General features: G+C 31.5%; 21 protein-coding genes and 1 tRNA gene. 9 read left to right on the top strand and 13 right to left on the bottom strand.

The annotated features are described in order from the left end of the window. The first annotated feature begins 87 nt into the window (after positions 1-87). Complete coding sequence (locus tag LX78_RS02745) at positions 88-693, top strand: hypothetical protein (RefSeq protein WP_109681100.1); 606 nt, start codon at positions 88-90, stop codon at positions 691-693. Here the strand turns inward: LX78_RS02745 and LX78_RS02740 are convergent. From LX78_RS02740 to LX78_RS02705, 8 genes are all read right to left on the bottom strand, one after another. Continuing rightward, positions 688-1,392 (bottom strand): porin family protein, encoded by a 705-nt coding sequence (locus tag LX78_RS02740; protein WP_109681099.1) that lies wholly within the window; start codon positions 1,390-1,392, stop codon positions 688-690. The genes LX78_RS02745 and LX78_RS02740 overlap by 6 nt on opposite strands. 90 nt (positions 1,393-1,482) lie before the next feature. Continuing rightward, the gene (locus tag LX78_RS02735) at positions 1,483-1,968 is read right to left on the bottom strand and encodes an ExbD/TolR family protein (RefSeq protein WP_109681098.1); all 486 of its coding nucleotides are present in this window, start codon (positions 1,966-1,968) and stop codon (positions 1,483-1,485) included. A gap of 13 nt (positions 1,969-1,981) precedes the next feature. Next, a complete protein-coding gene (locus tag LX78_RS02730; protein ID WP_109681097.1) occupies positions 1,982-2,620 on the bottom strand; it encodes an ExbD/TolR family protein in 639 nt (212 codons plus the stop codon). A gap of 2 nt (positions 2,621-2,622) precedes the next feature. After that, the gene (locus LX78_RS02725; RefSeq protein WP_109681096.1) at positions 2,623-3,042 is read right to left on the bottom strand and encodes a hypothetical protein; all 420 of its coding nucleotides are present in this window, start codon (positions 3,040-3,042) and stop codon (positions 2,623-2,625) included. A 24-nt stretch (positions 3,043-3,066) separates the two neighbouring features. Further along, the gene (locus LX78_RS02720; protein WP_109681095.1) at positions 3,067-3,849 is read right to left on the bottom strand and encodes a MotA/TolQ/ExbB proton channel family protein; all 783 of its coding nucleotides are present in this window, start codon (positions 3,847-3,849) and stop codon (positions 3,067-3,069) included. Between the two features lie 75 nt (positions 3,850-3,924). Continuing rightward, a tRNA-Ser gene (locus tag LX78_RS02715) sits at positions 3,925-4,012 on the bottom strand. A 75-nt stretch (positions 4,013-4,087) separates the two neighbouring features. Continuing rightward, positions 4,088-5,119 carry an asparaginase gene (locus tag LX78_RS02710; RefSeq protein ID WP_109681094.1) on the bottom strand — a complete coding sequence of 344 codons (1,032 nt, stop codon included), beginning with the start codon at positions 5,117-5,119 and terminating at the stop codon, positions 4,088-4,090. A 2-nt stretch (positions 5,120-5,121) separates the two neighbouring features. Beyond that, positions 5,122-5,889, bottom strand: coding sequence for a TatD family hydrolase (locus tag LX78_RS02705; RefSeq protein WP_109681093.1), 768 nt, complete (start codon positions 5,887-5,889; stop codon positions 5,122-5,124). 52 nt (positions 5,890-5,941) lie between these two features. Here LX78_RS02705 and LX78_RS02700 point away from each other — a divergent pair, with 52 nt between their 5' ends. Together LX78_RS02700 and LX78_RS02695 are read left to right on the top strand one after the other, a co-directional pair. Further along, complete coding sequence (locus tag LX78_RS02700; protein WP_109681092.1) at positions 5,942-6,382, top strand: retropepsin-like aspartic protease family protein; 441 nt, start codon at positions 5,942-5,944, stop codon at positions 6,380-6,382. 61 nt (positions 6,383-6,443) lie between these two features. Next, positions 6,444-7,070 (top strand): response regulator transcription factor, encoded by a 627-nt coding sequence (locus LX78_RS02695; RefSeq protein WP_109681091.1) that lies wholly within the window; start codon positions 6,444-6,446, stop codon positions 7,068-7,070. A gap of 545 nt (positions 7,071-7,615) precedes the next feature. On the opposite strand, the gene odhB is transcribed toward LX78_RS02695, so the two are convergent. The 3 genes from odhB to LX78_RS02680 are packed head-to-tail and all read right to left on the bottom strand — an operon-like array spanning position 7,616 to position 12,578. Beyond that, positions 7,616-8,827 (bottom strand): 2-oxoglutarate dehydrogenase complex dihydrolipoyllysine-residue succinyltransferase, encoded by a 1,212-nt coding sequence (odhB, locus tag LX78_RS02690; RefSeq protein ID WP_109681090.1) that lies wholly within the window; start codon positions 8,825-8,827, stop codon positions 7,616-7,618. A gap of 28 nt (positions 8,828-8,855) precedes the next feature. Beyond that, positions 8,856-9,818, bottom strand: a complete 963-nt coding sequence (locus LX78_RS02685; protein WP_109681089.1) for a M23 family metallopeptidase — start codon at positions 9,816-9,818, stop codon at positions 8,856-8,858. Next, positions 9,819-12,578 (bottom strand): 2-oxoglutarate dehydrogenase E1 component, encoded by a 2,760-nt coding sequence (locus LX78_RS02680; RefSeq protein WP_109681088.1) that lies wholly within the window; start codon positions 12,576-12,578, stop codon positions 9,819-9,821. 140 nt (positions 12,579-12,718) lie between these two features. Between LX78_RS02680 and LX78_RS02675 the strand changes: the two genes are divergently transcribed. Further along, entirely contained in the window at positions 12,719-13,237 is a 519-nt protein-coding gene (locus LX78_RS02675; protein ID WP_109681357.1) for an alpha-ketoglutarate decarboxylase, read from the top strand. On the opposite strand, the gene LX78_RS02670 is transcribed toward LX78_RS02675, so the two are convergent. Continuing rightward, positions 13,234-13,584, bottom strand: a complete 351-nt coding sequence (locus LX78_RS02670) for a hypothetical protein (protein ID WP_109681087.1) — start codon at positions 13,582-13,584, stop codon at positions 13,234-13,236. The genes LX78_RS02675 and LX78_RS02670 overlap by 4 nt on opposite strands. Further along, positions 13,584-14,558, bottom strand: coding sequence for a polyprenyl synthetase family protein (locus LX78_RS02665; protein WP_109681086.1), 975 nt, complete (start codon positions 14,556-14,558; stop codon positions 13,584-13,586). The genes LX78_RS02670 and LX78_RS02665 overlap by 1 nt, the downstream gene beginning before the upstream one ends. A gap of 123 nt (positions 14,559-14,681) precedes the next feature. Between LX78_RS02665 and LX78_RS02660 the strand changes: the two genes are divergently transcribed. The 5 genes from LX78_RS02660 to aspS all read left to right on the top strand — a co-directional run bounded on the left by LX78_RS02660 (position 14,682) and on the right by aspS (position 23,255). Then, positions 14,682-15,293, top strand: a complete 612-nt coding sequence (locus LX78_RS02660; protein ID WP_109681356.1) for a TetR/AcrR family transcriptional regulator — start codon at positions 14,682-14,684, stop codon at positions 15,291-15,293. Further along, positions 15,290-16,633 carry a TolC family protein gene (locus tag LX78_RS02655; RefSeq protein ID WP_109681085.1) on the top strand — a complete coding sequence of 448 codons (1,344 nt, stop codon included), beginning with the start codon at positions 15,290-15,292 and terminating at the stop codon, positions 16,631-16,633. Before LX78_RS02660 ends, LX78_RS02655 begins: the two co-directional genes overlap by 4 nt. A 20-nt stretch (positions 16,634-16,653) precedes the next feature. After that, on the top strand, positions 16,654-17,865 hold the full coding sequence (locus LX78_RS02650) for an efflux RND transporter periplasmic adaptor subunit (protein WP_109681084.1): 1,212 nt from the start codon (positions 16,654-16,656) through the stop codon (positions 17,863-17,865). Then, a complete protein-coding gene (locus LX78_RS02645) occupies positions 17,865-21,344 on the top strand; it encodes an efflux RND transporter permease subunit (protein WP_109681083.1) in 3,480 nt (1,159 codons plus the stop codon). Before LX78_RS02650 ends, LX78_RS02645 begins: the two co-directional genes overlap by 1 nt. 156 nt (positions 21,345-21,500) lie before the next feature. After that, the gene (aspS, locus tag LX78_RS02640; RefSeq protein ID WP_109681082.1) at positions 21,501-23,255 is read left to right on the top strand and encodes an aspartate--tRNA ligase; all 1,755 of its coding nucleotides are present in this window, start codon (positions 21,501-21,503) and stop codon (positions 23,253-23,255) included. Positions 23,256-23,325: the final 70 nt, after the last annotated feature.

The raw sequence follows: 23,325 nt of genomic DNA, 5'->3' as shown, positions 1-23,325 counted from the left end.
CTTTTCGATGAAACACACACTTTCAATTACGGTTTTTCCGTAATTGTGTTTAGAAATCAATAAATTTCTTACTTTTAAAATAAAAATTTGAATCAGCTTTTAAAAAGTATCTCGTTTATATTCCATCCTATTCTTATGCCATTATTAGGTGTGGTTTTTTACTTTTCTAAATCGCCAAGATTTATTCCTTTAGAAATTATTCAGGCAAAAATAATATCGCTATTTATCTTAACCATATTGCTTCCCATTCTACTTTATTATCTTTTAAAGAATATTGGCAGAGTTCATTCTATCTATTTAAACACTACAAACGAAAGACTTTTACCTTTGTTTCTAAATGGTTGTATAATTATTTTAATCTTAAATCGTGTACTTCCTCCAACAGAAATTATTGAGCTTTATTATTTTTTTGTAGGTATTTTAATCTCTACTCTAGCCTGTTTTATTTTAGCCATTTTAAAATTTAAGGCAAGTATACACATGATAGGGATTTCTGGAGTCACAATGTTTTATATTGCTTTAAGTATACATTTTAGCATCAATATTAATGGCACCTTAGCGCTTATGTTTGTTTTAATTGGTGCTATTGCTACTTCGAGGCTTCACTTAAAAGCACACACTAATATAGAATTGCTCTTTGGATTTTTTATTGGTTTTATTCCTCAGTTAATTTTAGTGAATTACTGGCTATAGGATATAAAATATTAAGCCAAATTTAACTGCAAACATATCTATGGCTTGTTCGCCTAATTGGGCATCTTTTGAAAGAATAGGATTTAAAGAATAATAAATATGAAAATTCCATGTGTTATAACCAGCGCTTAAAGTTAGACCATATTGAAAATCGTTAAAATCTTTAATATTACTATTTTTTACAGTACCTATATCTCCCTTAAATTTTGTTGAACTTGCTACTAAATAACCCACTTTAAAACCTGTGTAAATTCGCCAAAATCTATATTCGTCTTCTGTAGAAGTTCGCCATCTTAATTCAAAAGGCATTTCTACAAGGTAGGTTGAGAATTTATTCTTAGTATAATTAATATCAGAATCACTTAAATTAATATATGCTATCTCTCCAGTTTCGTTTTTATATACATAGATATTATGATTGTAAGAGTTTAAAGAAAACCCTAAGCCCAAACCAATACCAAAATTTCTTCTCTCATTTAAAGGCATGTCTCTAATATATCCCAAATGAAATCCACTAGAAAAACCTGTTTGACTAACATTGCTTGGTTTTTCAGCAAGCAGATTATAAGTAATGGCAAAATAAAATTGGTCTTCTCTATATTTTGGATCGATGATCTTGGTGGAATCTGCAACTACATCTTGAGACCATAATGAAGCTGAGCATATAAAGCTTAAAAATAAAGTTAATATAAACCTCATATTAATTACATAATTTTTCTAAGTTAAATATAAAACAAAAGGCGTTAAGATTTCTCAAAACGCCTTTATAATATAAAATTAAGAGTTTAATTAATTTTTTAAACCATCTAAGGCATTACCTTTTCTAGTTGTATAATTAATTTTAAGTGCATTTACTTTTCGTAATTCTTGTTTAATATCTGTAACTAATCCCATATTTGCTTCACTATCTACTTTTAAAGCAGTAGTTAAAAATGGTATTAATTCTTCTCTTTTAGATGCACGTTCGGCAGCTATAAAAGCAGGTATTTCTTCAACTTCAGCAAACTTATCGTTTAATTGAATTCTTGCTTCTGTACCAAAAGTTGATTTATAATTACTACTAGGTTTTCCAGCATAAATATACATTACCAAATCTTTTTTGTCCAGTTTTTCAACTTGATCTGCTTGTGGTAATTTATTCTCAATCATTAGTGTGTTCTGTCTCATAACAGTAGCCACCATAAAAAAGAATAATAACATAAATACAATATCTGGTAAAGATGCTGTATTTACAGCTGGCATTTCGCCTCCTTTTTTCTTTTTAAATTTAGACATATTTTTTATTTATCTAATTAGACTTTTTAGGTTCTGCTTCAGAGAATTTTTGCGGAATTAAAATTTTAATTTCTTCTAATTTATCTTTTAAATTCGCTTTTTCTTCTGATGGAGTTCTAGGATCTGAATAGCGCTTATCTGCTTCAACAAAGTTCATTCCTAAGTTAGGGAAACTTCTTTCAAATTCTCTATTTCTTAACTCGTTATAAGCAGCTATAATCTCGTTTTGAACTGCTATATACGTTTTGTATTTAGTAGCTCTATCGTTCTGTAACGAAATAATGGCTTTATCAAAATTATCTGAAGACCTAGGGTTTTTTCTCCCTTGACAACGCTTACAAGCATCTGGTCCAGTTCCACCACCATTATCTAAAAAGGCAACAGCAGCTGCACGAAGGTCTTTAATTTGGATAATTTTTTCTTCTCCTCCTGTTTTTAAGAACAAGGCGTCATTTTTGTTAACATTAAGTTGAAAAATATTTTTCTCTTTAATAATAACTTCTGTATCATCAGGTGGATCTATAGGAGGCAACTTTCTATTTAATCCAGAATCTGTTTCAATGGTTGTTGTAACCAAGAAGAATATAAGGAGTAAGAATGCAATGTCAGCCATAGAGCCTGCATTAACTTCTGGTGCTGATCTTTTTGCCATAATTATTTATTCGTTAATTTTTTAATGCCAGATAAAGTCATAGAACCAATAGCAATAATTGCTAAAGCATAAAATGCGTACAATCCAGCTCCAACATTTTTAGAAATTGCTTCTGTTATATCAACGCCTTTATTTGTAAAAGGTGTTAAATCTAAGTCTGTTCCTGAAGACATGGCGTAAGAAATTACTAGAATAACTACAAATGCTCCTACAGACATTAACGTCTTTTTAATATTACCTGCAAATAATCCTTTAATCACATATACTAGAACTAAGGCTAGTATAATAGCAAGAACTACATAAGTAACATACATCATATTGTCTATCATACTTTCATTTCCGGACATAATCATTAAAGCGAATATGACACCTACTATTGAAAGTACACCAACAATAATTTTTAATATTTTATGTAAACTCATTGTTTAATGTGTTTTAGGTTATTATTACTTCTTGTTTCTAATCAATAAATCCATTAAAGTGATTGATGCATCTTCCATATCGTTTACAATGCTATCAATTTTTGCAATAATGTAATTATAGAATACTTGAAGAATAATAGCAACAATTAGACCAAATACAGTTGTTAAAAGTGCTACTTTAATACCACCAGCAACTAAAGATGGTTGCATATCTCCTGCAGCTTCAATTTTATCGAAAGCTTGAATCATCCCAATTACTGTTCCCATGAACCCTAACATTGGAGCCAAAGCAATAAATAATGAAATCCAAGATACGTTTTTCTCTAATTGTCCCATTTGCACACCACCATAAGCAATAACAGCTTTTTCAGCAGCTTCAATACCTTCGTCTGTTCTATCTAAACCTTGATAAAAAATAGAGGCAACAGGTCCTTTAGTGTTTCTACAAACTTCTTTAGCAGCATCTACACCACCAGATTGTAATGCGTCTTCTACGTCTTGAGTTAATTTTTTAGTGTTTGTAGTAGAAAGGTTTAAAAAGATAATTCTTTCGATAGCAATTGCTAAACCAAGAATTAAACATAATAGAACGATTCCCATAAATCCAGGTCCACCTTCTATAAATCGTTTTTTTAGTTCTTGGTGAAATCCAAGATCTTCAGAAGCCGCGTCTGTTGCTACTTCATCTTGTGATACACTAGCAACAGTTGCTGCTATTGATGCTGTTATATTTGCAGTTGTATTTGCATTAACAGTTCCGAAAGCCATAATTCCAGTAATGGCTAGAATAGAAAATAATCTTTTCATTGTTCTTGTTCTTAATTTTATTAGTTAAAGTGTTAAAGATATAAAAAAAATGTTACTAAAAAATAAAAATATCAGCAGAGAGGAAGGGATTCGAACCCTCGATACCCTTTTGAGGTATACACACTTTCCAGGCGTGCGCCTTCGACCACTCGGCCACCTCTCTGTATATTATATTTAATAATACAGTTCAGCAAATAACAAAAAAACTTTTGAAAGCTAAAAATTTTGAGAGTTAATTTTAAGACAATTCTCCTCTTAAAGAGGTTTCAAATATGGTTTTGAAGGTGTTAGCCGATATTTTTTCTCCTAATAAATACATTAATTTAACAATAGCAGCTTCTGTAGTTATATCTTTTCCAGAAATAACGCCTATTTTTTTTAATTGAGAACTGGTTTCATATTGTCCCATACTAACACTACCTCCAGAGCATTGAGTCACATTTATTACTTGAACCCCTTTTTCTATAGCATTATTTATTAAAGAAATAAACCATGCTTCTGTAGTAGCATTTCCTGCACCATAAGTTTCTAAAATAATTCCTTTTAAACTAGGGTTATTAATTATGCATTCTAATATCGATTTAGAAATGCCTGGAAATAGTTTTATAAGCGCAATATTTGTGTCTAAAGCTTTATGAATATTCAACTTCTTTTTAATGTTTGGAATAAACAATGCTTCGTAATTAACTTTTATATGCACTCCAGATTCTGCTAAATGCGGGTAATTTAAAGACTCGAAAGCTTCAAAATGTTCTGCATTTATTTTTGTGGTTCTATTGCCTCTATATAATTTGTATTCAAAATATAAACCTACTTCTCTAATAACTGGCTTGTTGTTTTTTCGCAAAGAGGCCATTTGAATAGATGTAATTAAATTCTCTTTAGCATCTGTACGCAAATCTCCAATAGGTAATTGCGATCCTGTAAGAATAACTGGTTTTGCTAGATTTTCCAGCATAAAACTTAAAGCAGAAGCTGTATAGCTCATGGTGTCGCTTCCATGAAGCACTACAAAACCATCAACAGTGTTGTAATGAGTCTCAATAATTTCTACCATTTGAACCCAATATTCTGGATTCATATTTGAAGAATCAATAGGTTCTTCAAATGATACTGTTGAAATTTGGCAGCTTAACAATTTTAATTCTGGGATGCTTTTTAAAAGGTTATTAAAATCGAATGATTTTAATTCTCCAGTATTTGGGTTTTTTATCATCCCAATGGTGCCTCCTGTATAAATTAAAAGGATGTTAGGTTTGTTAGCTTCCATACTTATATATTAAAAACGTCTTTTGAATTTTGAGTTGTAATTTCGGCAATTTTTTCCTGAGGAAGCAAATAAAGTTCCGATAGTTTTTCTAACACCTTTATTATATAGCTGCTTTCATTGCGTTTTCCTCTATATGGTTTTGGCGCTAAATAGGGCGAATCTGTTTCCAGTACAATATGTTTTAAATCGATTTGATTAATAAACTGATCTATTTTCCCATTTTTAAAAGTGACTACACCTCCAATACCTAATTTCATATTAAAGGAGATAGCACGTTTTGCTTGTTCTAAAGTTCCTGTAAAACAATGAAAGATTCCGAAAAGATTATCGCTTTTTTCTTCTTCTAAGACATCAAATATCTCATCGAAAGCATCTCGACAGTGAATAACTATTGGCAACTTATATTTTTTTGCTAATTGAATTTGGCGCTTAAAAGCTTTTTTCTGGATTTCTAAAGTAGATGTGTCCCAGTACAAATCAATTCCAATTTCTCCTATAGCATAAAAATGTCTCTTGGCAAGCATTTCTTCAACATGTAATAATTCTTCTTGATAATTTTCTTTAACAGATGTTGGATGCAATCCCATCATTAAAAAAATATTTTTTGGGAAATCTGCTTCTAATTCAAGCATCGCTTTTGTGTAAGACGAATCGATAGCTGGAATAAAAAAACGAGAAACTCCAGCATCAATAGCTCTTTGAATCATCTCTTTCCTATCTTCAACAAAAGCCTCACTATATAAATGTGTATGTGTGTCTGTAATTATCATTTTGCAAAAATATATGTTTTTACATTATTATCTTTGCAATAAACCCCTTGTTATGGAAAAGCTTCAAGATTACCTATTAGAAAAAGGCTATACAAAAGTTAAATTAAAATTAACAAAGACAAATCATTTTGAAGTGAAAGCCACTATTAATGGTGTTAACGGATTGTTTATTTTAGACACTGGAGCTTCTAGTTCTTGTGTAGGCTTTGATGCAATTGAAACTTTTAAATTAGAAGCAAAAGATTCTAATGTAAAAGCAGCTGGTGCTGGTGCAACAGATATGCTTACTCAAATTTCAAAAAAGAATAAAGTGAAAATTGGTAAATGGAAAAAAGACAAAGTAGCACTTATTTTATTTAACTTAACACACGTAAATACAGCCTTAATTACACATAATGCACAACCTGTAGATGGCATAATTGGAGCAGATATTTTAAAGAAAGGAAAAGCAATTATCGATTATGAAAAGAAATATTTATATTTAAAATTGTAGTACATTTCTTATAAAATAAATATCTTTACCTTTAAATATTATTAGAATTTATTAATAGCACATGAAAACCTCAATAATTATTGCAGACGACCATCCACTAATTTTAAAAGGGCTAAACGATTTTCTTATTGAAAAAAAATACAATGTTTTAGCAAGTGCTGTTAATGGCAAGGAGGCTTTTGACCTTATAGAGAGACATCGGCCAGAAATTGCAATATTAGATATACAAATGCCGTTTTTAACAGGATTGGAAATTGCTAAAAAAAGTAAAGAATTAAATTACGAAACCAAAATAATCTTAATTACTTTCGAAAAAGATGAAGCTATCTACAACCAGGCTAAATCTTTAGGTATTTATGGCTATGTTTTAAAGGAATTTGCGCTAGAAGAAATTGAGCATTGTATTGATGCAGTCTCTAAAGACATTCCATATTTTAGTCAAGAATTACTTTCTTATTTAGAAGCAGAAGAAGCACCTATTGAAATCGAATCTTTAACTCCAACAGAAATAGACGTTTTAAAACATATATCTGAAAATAAAACAGCTAAAGAAATTGGTGAACTTATGTTTATTTCTTTTAGAACAGTAGAAAAACATAAAAGTAATATTAACAGAAAATTAAATCTTACTCCAACAAAATACAGCCTACTTTTCTGGGCTAAGGAAAATAAGAGCCATTTAAAGTAAAATATACGTAGTACTACGTATTGTTTGGTGTGATAATAATGCAGATATTTGTATTGCTATTAATTAGTTCTTAGGGAGAATTATGAAAGCTCTAAATAATTTGTTTTATTTAGAGCTTTCTTCATTTATACCATTCATTTATTGTTAATTACCATTCATTTATTATTAATATATATGAAAAATACGTAGTACTACGTATTGTTTAGCATTAAGATAATTAAGACATTTACAGTGCTATTAATCAATTACCATTATAGGGATTAAAACAAACTCTGTGTTTTTAAATAAGACACAGAGTTTCAATTCCGAATGAATTTTTAAAATGCCCTAAACCTATTACATTTTAACAATGGAAAACGAAGAAAACACAGTAAACGAAGAAAGCACTGTAAACAAATATTTTATTATTGGATTAATTATTGTTGTTATAACTGTTATATCTATAAATATTCTTGTTAATTTTTTTTAGTTAGTTATTTTCAAGACAAAAGCGCAACTTAATTACAAGTTGCGCTTTATTTATACTTTAAATATTTGTTAGAAAATTATAATTCTAAAGCTTTTTTAACATCACTATTCATTAATAATTCGATTGGATTTTCTAATGCCTCTTTAATAGCAACTAAAAATCCTACAGATTCTTTACCATCAATAATTCTATGGTCGTAAGATAAAGCTACAAACATAATTGGTCTAATTTCTACTTTACCATTTACAGCTACAGGACGTTCAACAATATTATGCATACCTAAAATCCCACTTTGTGGAGGATTGATAATTGGTGTAGATAACATACTGCCAAAAACGCCTCCATTAGATATGGTGAATGTTCCACCAGTCATTTCATCCACAGTAATTTGTCCATCACGTGCTCTAATAGCAAGACGTTTTACTTCAGCTTCAACTCCTCTAAAAGTTAGGTTTTCTGCATTTCTTATTACTGGAACCATTAATCCTTTTGGTCCAGAAACGGCAATAGATACATCAACAAAATCGTAAGTAATCATTTCGTTTCCGTCAATCATTGAATTAACATCTGGATACATTTTTAAAGCTCTTACAACTGCCAATGTAAAGAAAGACATAAAGCCTAATCCTACATTATGTTTGTTTTTAAAAGTTTCTTTATACTCGTTACGTAAAGCAAATATTGGAGACATATCTACTTCGTTAAACGTAGTTAACATAGCAGTTGTGTTCTTAGCTTCTACCAAACGTTCTGCTACTTTACGACGCAACATAGACATTCTACTTCTAGAAGATCCTCTATTTCCACCTGTTGGTGTTCCCATTGAAGGCACAGCATTAACTGCATCTTCTTTAGTAACACGTCCATCTTTACCTGTCCCAGAAACAGTAGAAGCTTCCATGTCTTTTTCTGCTAATATTTTTTTTGCAGCTGGACTTGCTGTTCCAGTTGCATATGTTTTAGTCTCAACTGTCTTAGGCGTTTCAACTGCTTTTGGAGCTTCAATTTTTTTCTCTTCTTTTGCTGGTGCTGCATCACCTTCTGGTTTTGCTGCACTTGTATCTATTAAACAAACTACTGCGCCAACAGCTACAGCATCTCCTTCTTCTGCTTTAAGAGTAATTGTTCCACTAGCTTCGGCAGGAAGTTCTAGTGTTGCTTTGTCGCTATCTACTTCAGCAATAGCTTGGTCTTTTTCTACATAGTCTCCATCTTGCACTAACCAAGTTGCTATTTCTACTTCTGTAATTGATTCTCCTGGCGAAGGAACTTTCATTTCTAAAATCATAATTATAATTTTATTAGTATACGGTTTGTTATCTGTCTCTATTTTTTATTAAATCTCCTTTAACAGGAAGGTAATTTTGTTTTAATTCTCCATTAACCAAAATCTTGTCAAAGTATAATTTCCCACCTGTTGCAATATTCATATCTAACACATTCTGTAAGCTTAAATGTAAATGTGGTTCGGTTGTGTTTCCAGAGTTTCCACATTGACCTAATAAACTACCTTGTCTAATAAATTGACCTTCTCTTACTGCTATTGAATTCTCTTTTAAATGTGCAAAAAGAATATATTCTTTATTACTAGTTTCTAAAACAATGGTATTCCCTGTAAGTTGTTCTGGATTTAATTCTCCAGGAATATTGTCTTTTACTCCAGTTATAACTTTTACAACTTTAGCATCACAAGGTGCAATAATCTCTTTCCCAAAAACAAAATAATTTTCATTTATTTTAGGATCACCTTTATAAGACATACTGTCTTTTACAATTAAAATATCGTAAGCATACTGCTGGTTTTCGTGAGCAACGTGGTAATTTTGTTCTTCACTAGTTCCTCCCCAAAACACATACCATTCTTCTTTAAAAGGCAATATCATTTTCGTGGTATTTCTTTCAAGAACTGGTAAATTATCAGGTTTATGATATGTTACAAGTAAACCTCCTATTCTATTATATCTATCCAGATAAAACATTATATCTCTAACTCCTAGAGCAAAAGCTGTTTTATATATATGTGCATCATCTTTTAGTTTACTAAATTCAACTTGAGATATTTTACCTAGTTTACTATTTAAATCTGCAAAAAACGCTTGAGTCTTATCTAAAGGCAAAGCCTTTTTCATGTTATAATTAAACATATTATAGATGGCGTTATAGTTCCCTTCATTATAAAATGATTGAAATTCTGAAACCACTTTTTTATAAGTTTCCTTTTCTTGAGAAAAAGAAACTACAGAGGTAAGTAAAAATAATATGAATAATCCTTTTTTCACTTAACGTTGATTGTTTTTAGATTTATCGAATACAAAATCTATGACTTCTTTATGACGTTTCTTAGAACGCACAGAACTACCAGCTGCTGGAGCTCCATATGCTCTACGAGTTACTGCTCTAAAGGTTTTTGCTTCGTCTAAATGCATTAACATATGACTGTAAGCTCCCATATTTCTTGGTTCTTCTTGTGCCCAAACAACATCTGTAGCGTTTTTATATTTTTTTAATATGTCTCTAATTTCGTTTATTGGTAAAGGGAATAATTGTTCTATTCTTACTAAAGCAACATCATTTCTTTCTAATTTCTCTTGTTCTTCTAGTAAATCGTAGTAGAATTTTCCTGTAAGAAATACTAAAGTTTTTATCTTTTCTGCTTTTGCTCTTTCATCATCAATTAACATTTGGAAGCTACCGTTTGCAAATTCATCGACTGTTGAAACAACTAATGGATGACGTAATAAACTTTTAGGTGTAAAAACAATTAATGGTTTTCTAAAATTAGCCTTCATTTGTTTACGTAACAAATGATACATGTTTGCAGGAGTTGTACAGTCTGCAACAAACATATTATCTTTAGCACAAAGCTGTAAGTAACGTTCCATACGTCCAGAAGAATGTTCTGCTCCTTGACCCTCGTAACCATGAGGCAATAACATAACTAATCCATTTTGAAGTTTCCATTTATCTTCTGCTGCAGAAATATATTGATCTAACATAATTTGTGCTCCATTGCTAAAGTCGCCAAATTGTGCTTCCCAAATAGTTAATGTTTTAGGACTTGCCATGGCATAACCATAATCGAAACCTACAACACCATATTCTGAAAGTAAAGAATTATAAATAAAGAATCTTCCTTGTGTATCACTTATGTTATTATGTAGAATTATTTCTTCTTCACTGTCTTCAACTTTTACTACTGCATGACGATGAGAAAATGTCCCTCTTTCAACATCTTGCCCAGAAATTCTAACATCATATCCTTCTTCAAGTAATGTACCATAAGCTAAATGTTCAGCCATTGCCCAATCTAACTTATCTTCTTTAAACATATCTTTTCTAGATTCTACCAATCTAGAAATTTTGCGTATAAACTTTTTATCCTTTGGTAAAGATGAAATAACATCTGTTATTTTTGCTAAGCCTTCTTTAGAAAAAGTAGTATCTATAGGCTTCATCATTTTATCTTCTTCAACAGTAATATAGTTTTCCCATTCGTTACTCATAAATGGAGTAATTTCTGTTTTCTGTATCTTTCTAGAATCTTCTAATTTTTCTTCTAGAGAATTTTTATAATCTTCTTCTAATTTATTAACATAATCTTTATTAATAACACCTTCTGCTATTAATTTTTCGGCATAAATATCTCTTGGATTTTTATGCTTAGCAATAGCTTTATATAATAATGGTTGAGTAAATTTAGGCTCATCACCTTCATTGTGTCCATATTTTCTGTAACCTAATAAATCTATAAATACATCACGCTTAAATTTCATTCTAAAATGTAATGCAAATAGCATAGCATGTACAACAGCTTCTGCATCATCTGCATTGACATGCATTACTGGAGAAAGTGTTACTTTGGCAATATCTGTACAGTAAATACTAGAACGTGCATCAAGATAATTGGTAGTAAAACCAATTTGGTTATTTACTACTATATGTATGGTTCCGTTTGTTTTGTAACCATCTAATTGCGCCATTTGTACAATTTCATATACCAAACCTTGACCTGCAATTGCTGCATCACCATGAACAATAATTGGTAATACTTGCGATGGGTTTTCAGGGTATTTATCGTCCTGTTTTGCTCTTGCAATACCTTCTACTACTGCTCCAACGGTTTCTAAGTGCGAAGGGTTTGGTGCTATATTTAAATTTATCTTTTTACCGGAATCTGTAACCCTGTCACTTGTCCAGCCTAAATGGTATTTTACATCTCCATCAAAAACTTCTTGTTCATAATCTTTACCATCAAATTCACTAAATATGTCTTTTGCAGATTTGCCAAAGATATTTGTTAAAGTACTTAAACGACCACGATGTGCCATTCCCATAACAAATTCTTTCACATCATATTCTGAAGCATTCTCAATTAAAGCATCTAAAGCAGGAATTAAAGATTCTCCACCTTCTAATGAAAAACGTTTTTGCCCAACATATTTTGTATGCAAAAAGCTTTCAAAAGAAACTGCTTCGTTTAATTTTTTAAGAATGTGCCTTTTTTCATCAGCTGAAAATTTAGGCTGATTGTCATTAACATTTAATTTGCTTTGAAACCAAGAAATTACTTCTGGCTGACGAATATACATATACTCAACACCAATAGAATTGCAATAAATAGCTTCTAAATGACTGCGAATTTCGCGTAGTGTTTTTGGACCAATTCCTATAATTTCTCCAGCATTAAAAACAGTATTTAAATCTGATTCTGAAAGTCCGAAGTTTTCAATCTCTAATGTTGGTGCATATTTACGTCTTGCACGAACAGGATTTGTTTTTGTAAATAAATGACCTCTAGTTCTGTAACCATCAATAAGTTTTACAACTTGAAATTCTTTGGTAAGACTTTCTGAAACATGCTCACAGGAAGCAGCTTCAACTGGTAGGTCTATCATGCCAGAACTTTCACTACCAAAATCAAATCCTTGAAAAAAGGCTCTCCAGCTAGGCTCTACAGAATCTGGGTTTTGTAAATACTGGTCGTATAAATCAGCAAAATAAGCTGAATGCGCTGCATTTAAAAATGAAAATTTATCCATATAAAATGTAAAACTAAATAGTTTAAACAAAATTTACACAAAAGTACAACTTTTAGTAAAATTAGATATGGTTTTATTATTTTTATCCACAACCTTTTTAGATGAAAAATAAAAATATTAAAAAACCGTTCTATTTACATATGAAAAATAAGATTGTTATTTGCTTATTATGTTTCTTTTCATTTGGCTTAAATGCACAAGAGATAACAAAGAAACAACCAAGTGAATTTTGGAGTCATGTTCAATTTGGAGGAGGCATTGGTCTTGGCTTTGGTAATGGATATTTTAGTGGCACTTTAGCACCTAGCGCTATTTATAGATTTAATAATTATGTTGCTTTTGGAGTTGGGCTTAGTGGCACCTATAATACAGAGAAGAATTACTATAAGTCTTCAATAATTGGAGGTGGTATTCTAGGACTTTTTAATCCAATACCTGAAATACAACTTTCTACTGAATTTGAACAAAATAATGTTAATATTGATTGGGATAGCCGAACGGGTTTTGCAGATGAAAACTATTGGTATCCTTCTTTATTTTTAGGAGCAGGTTATAGTACTAGAAATGTAACTATTGGTATTCGTTACGATGTGCTTTACAGTAGCTCTAAAAGCACATATTTAGATCCATGGATGCCATTTGTACGAGTTTACTTTTAAGAATACTTTTTTCTAAACCACACTTTTTGCCACTCTCTCTGAAGAATCAAAAAACTAACTTGTTCTGATAATAATAAGGTATCACTTCCATCTAGTTGTTTTACTTTTTTTTCAGATACATCTATAATATAAAGAAGATTTAGGTAATCCATAAATTTTTCCTGAATCAATTTATAAACGGTCTCATGTAGCATTAATTTTAAACTTGTTGGCAGAATATCTTCATTAAATTCTAAATCAATATTAGCATACAACAAATCTTTATTTAATTGTTTTACCAAACTAGTGTACAAGTTATCTTCAGTGGCTTGATTAATTAACTCATTGAAAGTATCTGGTAATTGCATTACACGTTTCTATTCATTAATTGTTCTCCAAATTGTCTTAAAGCTTCTTTGTTTTCTTCTGAAATATGTAATTTATCTAACACTAAAAATGCTTTAGAAGTATAATTCTGTATTTCGTTTTGTGTAGCTTTAGCTGAACCACTTGAAATAAATATTTGTTTTGCAGTTTTAATTTTTTCTGAATGATCTTTTGTATTTAAACTATACAAATGCATCAATTCAGTTTTCTTATCTTCTTCTGAAAATTCTACTGCTTTTATATACAAATAGGTTTTTTTGTTCTCAATAATATCTCCACCTACTTGCTTTCCAAACGTTTTTGGATCTCCAAACGCATCTAGATAATCGTCTTGCAACTGAAAAGCAATTCCTAAATTTTTTCCAAAATCATATATTAAGTTTTGATCTTCTTCTGAAGCATTAGCAACAATGGCTCCCATTTTCATGGCAGCACCAATTAGAACAGCTGTTTTGTATTCTATCATTTTTAAATATTCAAGAATTGTAACATCGTCTCTTGTTTCAAAATCTACATCGAATTGCTGTCCTTCGCATACTTCTAGAGCTGTTTTACTAAATAATTTTGCGAGGGCTTGAAACGTTTCTGGAGAATAATTTTCAAATAACTGGTAAGCCATTATTAACATAGCATCTCCAGATAAAATTCCAGTATTTAAATCCCATTTTTCATGAACTGTTTCTTGACCACGACGCAATGGAGCATCGTCCATAATATCATCATGAATCAAAGAAAAATTATGAAACACCTCTATGCTTAATGCTGCATTTAAAGCTTTCTTGTAATTACAATTAAATAATTCAGCAGACATTAAAGTTAAAACAGGACGTAAACGTTTACCTCCTAATTTCAATATGTAGTTAATAGGATTGTATAAGGATTCTGGTTTTCTATTAACTGTAAAACTGTTTAAAAAAGAAACAAAAGCTTCCTGATAATATGGTACTTGTTGCATCAAACAAAAATAGTGTAATTAAAGAAACATATGCAATAAGTTTTTGTCAATATTAACAAAATGTTAAAACTTTGGAAACTTTTTAGGTTTTTAAAGTTTCCTGTTGTAATTTTGCTGTCAATTATGAGAGACAAAATTATATCTAATGCCAGCGAATTGTTTATTACCTATGGGTTTAAAAGCGTTACCATGGATGATATTGCAAATCAGATAGGCATTTCGAAAAAAACAATTTATCAGCATTTTGAAAATAAAACAAAACTGGTAGAAGCTACAACTATGCACATGTTTGAAATTATTTCTCATGGCATTGATTGTATTTGTGAGCTTGAAAAAAACCCTATTGAAGAACTTTACGATATTAAAAGTTTTGTAATGCTTCACCTAAAGGATGAGAAATCTTCACCACAATATCAACTTCAAAAATATTATCCAAAAATCTCAGCTACTCTAAAAAAGAAACAGTTTGAAGTCATGCAGAAATGTGTAACAGATAATTTAAAAAAGGGAGTTGAAAAAAAGTTGTTTAGGCAAGACATTAATATAGATTTTATATCAAGAATTTACTTTAATAGTATGGTTTCTTTAAAAGATCAGGATTTATTTCCACTAAACAATTTCTCTATGAATATGCTTATGGAGAACTACTTAGAATACCATTTAAGAGGTATTTGCACACCAAAAGGATTAGACATTTTAACAAAAATCATCAACAAAAACAAAAATCAACAATGAAAATCAAACTAATATTTATATTTAGTTTAGCTATTACATTCTCAATATTTTCTCAAGAAAACACACAGAGTTTCACCTTGCAAGAAGCTATAGACTTTGCACTAGAAAATAATAGAACTGCAAAAAATGCTGTTCGTGATATTGAAGTAGCAGAAAAACAAAAATGGGAAGCCACAGCAAGTGGATTGCCTCAAATAAATGGTAATTTAGAATACCAAAACTGGTTAAAACAACAAGTATCTTTATTACCTGGAGAATTGGCTGGTGGCGATCCTGGAACTTTTATTCCAGTTACATTTGGAACAAAACAAAGCGTTAACGCTAATGCCACTTTAAATCAATTGATTTTTGATGGCTCTTATTTGGTTGGACTTCAAGCTGCCAAAGTGTATTTAGTAATCTCCGAAAATTCTAAAACTAAAACCGATTTAGACGTTAGAAAGGCTGTTATTAATGCTTATGGTAATGTATTATTATCTGAAGAAAGTTTAAATATTGTAAATAATAACATTGTAATTCTTGAAAAAAATCTGGATGAGACCACAAAAATTTATGAAAATGGTCTAGGAGAAGAAGAAAGTGTAGAGCAACTTCAAATTACTTTAACTAGTTTAAAAAACTATCGAAACAATGTAGTTAGATTAAAAGACCTAGCGTATAAAATGTTTAACATTACATTAGGAATAGATTTAAATAACAACACAGTTCTTACTGATAATTTAGAAGTTCTTACTCTTCAGAATATTTCCTTGAATTTACTTGAAACGGAAGACAATGTTGAAAATACTATAGATTACAAAATAGCCTCAAACTATATGGAAACCAGAGAGCTTTTATTAAAGCTCGAAAAAAATTCTTTCTTACCTAGCTTAAATGCTTTTGTAAATGCTGGTTATAGTGGCTATAACGATGCGTTTGTATTTACTACAAACAACCAAAAATGGTTTGGATCTTCATTATTTGGTGTAAATATGTCTATCCCTATTTTTAGTTCTGGATTACGTAATGCATCTACACAACGAGCTAGAATTGATGTTGAAAAGGCTAAAGAAGAATTAACAGAAACAGAACAACAATTAAAGTTTCAAATAGCAAATGCCAAAAGTGATTACCAATTTGCAATTGAAGAATACTCCAACAAAAAAGAAAATCTAAATCTAGCAGAACGTATTGAAACTAAAAACGAAACCAAATTTTTTGAAGGCATTGCTTCTAGTTTCGATTTAAGACAGGCACAAACACAACTTTATACAGCACAACAAGAATATTTACAATCTATGTTTAATGTAATTGCTAAAAAAGCAGAATTAGAAACCATATTAAACACAGTAAATTACTAAGCACTTAATCAATCATAATCATGAAAAATATAAAATTCCTAATAATCTTTGCCCTTATCGTTTCGTCTTGTAGCGATAAAAAAGCAAAATCTTTTGATGATGTTCTTGCATCTAACAATTTAACAGAGTTAAAAGAAAAGCGAAACGAAATAGACAATAAACAACAAGAACTTAACGAGCAAATGAAGTTGCTCAGCGAGAAAATTTCTCAGCTAGATACAGTTAGAAAAATTCCATTGATTACTACTTTTAAAGCTCAACAGGAAATCTTTAACCACCAGTTGGAAATTCAAGGAAATGTTACAACTAAGGATTTATTAATAATCACTCCAGAATTCAATGGAATTTTAACCAACGTATATGTTAAAGAAGGTCAAAAAGTAAACAATGGACAACTTCTAGCTAAAATAGACGATGGAGGTTTAAGTCAACAATTGGCACAATTAGAAATACAGACCAATCTTGCCAAAACTACTTTTGAACGCCAAAAACGTTTATGGGATCAAAACATAGGTAGTGAAATTCAATACCTACAAGCAAAATCTACTTACGAATCTCAGGAAAAAGCTATTAGCCAACTAAAGCAACAAATTGCTAAAACCAATGTTATTGCTCCTTTTTCAGGCACTATAGACGATGTGATTACACAACAAGGAAGTGTTGTAGTCGCTGGGCAAACTCAACTTATGCGCATTGTAAATCTAGACAACATGTATATAGAAACAGATGTACCAGAAAGTTATATTAGCGATGTGATTAAAGGGAAAGATGTTACTGTAGATTTTCCTGTTTTGGGGAAAACCATTGAAACTAAAATTAGACAAGCTGGAGACGTTATCAATCCTGCAAACCGAACTTTTAAAGTAGAAGTAGGTGTGCCAAACAAAGACAAAACCATTAAACCTAATTTAACGGCACGTCTTAAAATTAACGACTACACTAATGAAAAAGCCTTATTAATTCCACAAAGTATTATATCTGAAAATGCTGAAGGCGAACAATATATTTATGTAATAACAAATAAAAATGCCAATAATGAAGGCGATGCTAAACGTGTTATTATAAAAACTGGAAGAACTCAAGGCGATGTTATTGAAGTTCTTGATGGTATTGAAGATGGTGCAGAAATAGTAAAGGAAGGTGCCAGAAGTGTGAAAGATGGACAGACAGTTAAAGTAATTAATTTGTCTACCGAGAATGAAAACAACAGCACTAACCAACAAAAGGACTAATGACTAAAAAGAAAAAACAAGTCGATAAAGAATTTGGTTTATCATCATGGGCAATTAGCAACAAAACCACCATGTATGTCTTAATTCTGGTAATATTTTACTTAGGTGTCACTGCCTTTTTCGATATGCCTCGTGAAAACTTCCCAGAAGTAAACGAAACCAAAATTTATGTAAGTTCTGTCTATCCAGGAAACACGGCTGAAGATGTTGAAAAGTTAATTACAGACCCTCTTGAAGACGAGCTAAAAACGGTAAGTAATGTGGTTGAAATAACCTCAACATCGCAAGAGGATTTTTCTATGATAATTGTAGAGTTCGACGAACACCTTACCGTAGAACAAGCAAAACAAAAAGTAAAAGACGAAATAGACACCATTACTGCTGGCGAAGATTGGCCAATGTCTAATGGTGCCAAAGTAAAACCAGATGTTTTCGAATTAAGCCTTTCTGAAGAAATGCCAATTCTTAACATCAATATTTCTGGCGATTATCCTGTTGAAAAACTAAAGGAATATGGCGAATATCTCCAAGATGAGATTGAAAATTTAATGGAAATTAAAAAAGTAGATATTCGTGGTGCTCAAGACAAAGAAGTTGAAGTAGCTGTAGATATTTACAAAATGATGGCAGCCGATGTCACTTTTTCAGATATTATTGGAGCCATTAACAACGGAAACATAACCATGTCTGCCGGAAACTTAAAAACCAGTGGGCAACGAAGAACCATCAGGATTTTAGGTGAAATAGATTCTCCAGATCAACTTAATAACTTTGTTGTAAAAGCAGAAGAAGGTCATGCTATTTATTTAAAAGATATAGCCACTGTTTCTTTTCATGAAGAAGACAAAACTACTTACGCTCGAGAATTTGGCGAGCCTGTAGTGATGTTAGATGTTAAAAAACGCGCTGGTAAAAACATGGTAGCAGCAGCCGAGCAAATTCAAGTAATTGTTCAAGATGCTATTGCCAATGTGTTTCCTCAAGATTTAGAAGTAACTATTGCAAACGATCAATCTCCTGTAACCATTGGTCAAGTGGATGATTTAGTGAACAACATTATATTTGGTGTCATCCTTGTTGTTACCGTTTTAATGTTCTTTTTAGGATTCAAAAATGCTATTTTTGTTGGCTTTGCTATCCCAATGTCCATGTTTATGTCTCTTATGATCTTGAATCTTTTAGGACATAGTTTAAACACGATGGTGCTTTTTGGTTTAATTATGGGACTTGGAATGTTGGTGGATAATGGTATTGTGGTAGTTGAAAATGTCTATCGACTCATGGACGAAGAAGGCATGAGCCGTATTGAAGCAGCAAAAAAAGGAATTGGCGAAATTGCTTTTCCTATTATTATTTCGACAGCAACAACCGTTGCAGCCTTTATTCCTTTAGGATTATGGCCAGGAATTATGGGAGAATTTATGATGATTTTACCTATTACACTTTCTGTTGTTTTAGGTTCGTCACTATTTGTTGCCATTTTCTTTAACTCGGTATTAGTATCGCAGTTTATGAATATCGAAGACAAAAATATGCCTCTTCACAAAATTATAAGAACTACCATAATCATGGCAGTTATTGGTATCTTGATATTTATTTTTGGTGCTGAATATCGTGCCCTTGGATCATTAATGGTTTTTACAGCCATTATGCTTTGGGTGTACCGTTTATTTTTGCGTAAATGGGCAAATAGTTTTCAAACAAAAACATTGGTAAGATTGGAGCGTTGGTATGAACGACAATTACGTTGGGCTTTGTCTGGGAAAAATCCATATTTATTAACAATTGGAACCTTTGCTTTATTAATTATTGCTTTTGTTACTTTTGGAATCTCATTATCTACTCAACGTACCAAAGTGGAATTCTTTCCAGATAACAAACCCAATCAGATTATTGTTTATGTGGAATATCCACAAGGAACAGCTATTGAGAAAACTAATGCTATTACCAAGGAGATAGAGAAAATTGTTTATGCTGTTGTAAACGTTGAACAATATAAAGATGGAGACTATAATTTTATGGTAGAAAGTGCTGTATCGCAAGTTGGTGAAGGTGCTGGAAATCCACAAACTGATAGTGGTTCTTCTGCCGAAATGCCACATAAAGCAAAGATTACAGCTTCCATGCGTGAATATAAATACCGTCGTGGTGAAGATAGTGAGTTATTACGTCAAAAAGTCCAAAAGGCATTGGTTGGAATTTTCCCAGGTGTATTAATTTCTGTAGAGAAAAATGCAGATGGACCACCAGCTGGAGCTCCAATAAACATTGAAATTGAAGGTGATAATTACGACGAGCTGATTAACACAGCCGAAAACATGCGTGAATTTATAAATAACAAAAGTATTCAAGGAATTGATGAACTTAAAATTGATGTGAATAAGGATAAACCATCTATGAAAGTAGTGGTTGACAGAGAAAAAGCTGGAGAATTAGGTATTAGTGCTGGCCAAGTGGGAGAACAATTACGTAATTCTATTTTTGGATCGAAAGCTGGTATTTACAAAGAAGGTGGAGACGATTTTGATATTTATGTGCGTTTTAATGAAGAAAATCGTTATAACACGAGTGCGCTTTTTAATCAAAATATCACGTTTAGAGATAATACTGGTAAAATTAAAAGCATTCCAGTTTCTGCAGTTACAAAACACGAAAACAATTCAGGTTTTAGTGCCATTAAGCATAAAGACACCAGAAGAGTAGTTACTGTTTATTCGGCTTTATCACCAGGTTATACTGATGCTGGAGCTATTGTAACCCAGATTCAAAATGAAATGAAAAGCTATAAAGGCTTGCCTGAAAATATTAAAATAGATTATACAGGTCAAATTGAGGAGCAGAACAAGCAAATGTCTTTTTTAATGGGTGCCTTTTTTACTGGATTAGGATTGATATTTTTTATCTTAATATTTCAATTTAACTCCATTTCAAAACCAGCCATTATTATGCTTGCCATACTATTAAGTTTTATTGGTGTTTTTGGAGGTATTGTTATTACTGGAAGTGCCTTTGTAATTATGATGACGATGGTTGGTATTATTTCTCTTGCAGGAATTGTGGTAAATAATGGTGTGGTTCTACTAGATTATGCACAATTACTCATAGATAGAAAAAAGCAGCAGTTAGATTTAGACGGCCATGATTATTTAAGTAAAGAAGATTTATTTGAAAGTATAGTAAGAGCTGGAAAAGCACGTTTACGACCTGTTTTATTAACAGCTATCACAACAATTTTAGGGTTAATACCATTGGCTATTGGATTAAATATCAATTTCTTTACCTTTTTTAAAGAATTTGATGCTAATATTTATATGGGTGGAGATAACGTAGTTTTTTGGGGACCATTAGCATGGACAGTAATTTACGGTTTGTTAATAGCAACATTCTTAACCCTTATTGTAGTTCCAATATTGTTCTTTTTATCCATGCAATTAAAAATGTGGATTCGAAGAAAAAGAACTTCAACAGACCTTATCTAATTACCTTCCTTTTTACTCTCAATTAAAAGGACTGATTAATAGCGGAAAAGCCTTGACAAATGTTAAGGCTTTTTTATTTGATAATCATTAAACTTCATTAAATTTGCAACTTATTTAATTCCTTGTAAAAACAAGAAATTTAAATTTTCAAATTTTATGTATAGAAGTCATAATTGTGGTGAAATAAGAGCATCACATATCAATAACAAAGTCACACTTTCTGGTTGGGTACAAAAATCTCGTGATAAAGGATTTATAGTCTGGGTAGATTTACGTGATCGATATGGTATTACGCAATTGGTATTTGATGAAGAACGCACACCTAAAGCCATGATGGAAGCAGCTCAAAAACTTGGTCGTGAATTTGTGATTCAAGTAACTGGAACTGTTATTGAACGTGCTTCTAAAAATCCAAATATACCTACAGGCGACATAGAAATATTAGTTACAGAGATGACTATTTTAAATGAATCTCTACTTCCTCCTTTTACTATTGAAGATAAAACTGATGGTGGTGAAGATATTAGAATGAAATATCGTTATTTAGATATAAGAAGAAATCCAGTAAAAAATAGTTTAATATTCCGTCATAAAGTCACTCAAGAAGTTAGAAATTATCTTTCTAAAGAAGGGTTTATAGAAGTTGAAACACCTTACTTGATTAAATCTACTCCAGAAGGAGCTAGAGATTTTGTAGTACCTTCAAGAATGAACGAAGGTCAGTTTTACGCACTTCCTCAAAGCCCTCAAACTTTCAAGCAATTGTTAATGGTTGGTGGCATGGATAAGTATTTTCAAATTGTAAAATGCTTTAGAGACGAAGATTTACGTGCAGACAGGCAGCCTGAATTTACACAGATAGATTGCGAAATGGCTTTTGTTGAACAAGAAGATATTTTAATTGCTTTTGAAGGGTTAACAAGACACCTTTTAAAAGAAGTGAATGGTGTGGAGGTTAAAGAATTCCCTAGAATGCTGTATGATGATGCTATGCGTTTGTACGGAAATGACAAGCCAGACATCCGTTTTGGGATGAAATTTGGCGAACTAAATGAAGTTGCACAACATAAAGATTTTGGTGTGTTTAACTCTGCTGAGCTTGTTGTTGGAATTGCAGTTCCTGGTGGAAATAGTTATACAAGAAAAGAAATAGATAAATTAATTGATTGGGTAAAACGTCCACAAGTTGGAGCTTTAGGCATGGTATATTCTAGATGCAATGAAGATGGAAGCTACAAATCTTCAGTAGATAAATTTTACGATCAAGACGACTTAGCCAAATGGGCTGAGATAACTGGAGCAAAATCTGGCGATTTAGTTTGTGTGCTTTCTGGTGATAAAAATAAAGTAAGAGCACAATTGAGTGCTTTACGTATGGAACTGGCCGAACGTTTAGGTTTACGTAAACCAAACGAATTTGCACCACTATGGGTTATGGATTTTCCACTTTTAGAATGGGATGAAGAAACAGAACGTTATCATGCCATGCATCATCCATTTACATCACCAAAACCTGGACAGTTAGAATTATTAGCTACAAATCCTGGAGAGGTAAAAGCAAATGCTTACGATTTAGTTTTAAATGGGAACGAAATTGGTGGTGGTTCTATAAGAATTCACGACAAAAAAACACAAGCTTTAATGTTCGATTATTTAGGCTTTACTAAAGAAGAAGCAAAAGAACAATTTGGTTTTTTAATGAATGCTTTCGAATATGGAGCGCCTCCACATGGTGGATTAGCTTTCGGATTAGATAGATTGGTTGCTATACTTGGTGGCCAGGAAACCATTAGAGATTTTATTGCTTTCCCGAAAAATAATTCTGGGCGAGATGTTATGATAGATGCTCCTGCTCCAATAGACGATAAACAACTAGAAGAACTTAGCTTAAAGCTTAATATAAAATCATAACATATTAAATCCTGCATTTGCAGGATTTTTTAGTAGATTTAATTCATGAGAAAGAAGATTATTAAGGTTA

It is taken from the genome of Xanthomarina spongicola, from assembly GCF_003148645.1.
Lineage (GTDB): Bacteria > Bacteroidota > Bacteroidia > Flavobacteriales > Flavobacteriaceae > Xanthomarina > Xanthomarina spongicola.
The sequence above is the reverse complement of the archived record's forward strand: the minus strand, read 5'-3'. Positions and strand labels throughout refer to the sequence as shown.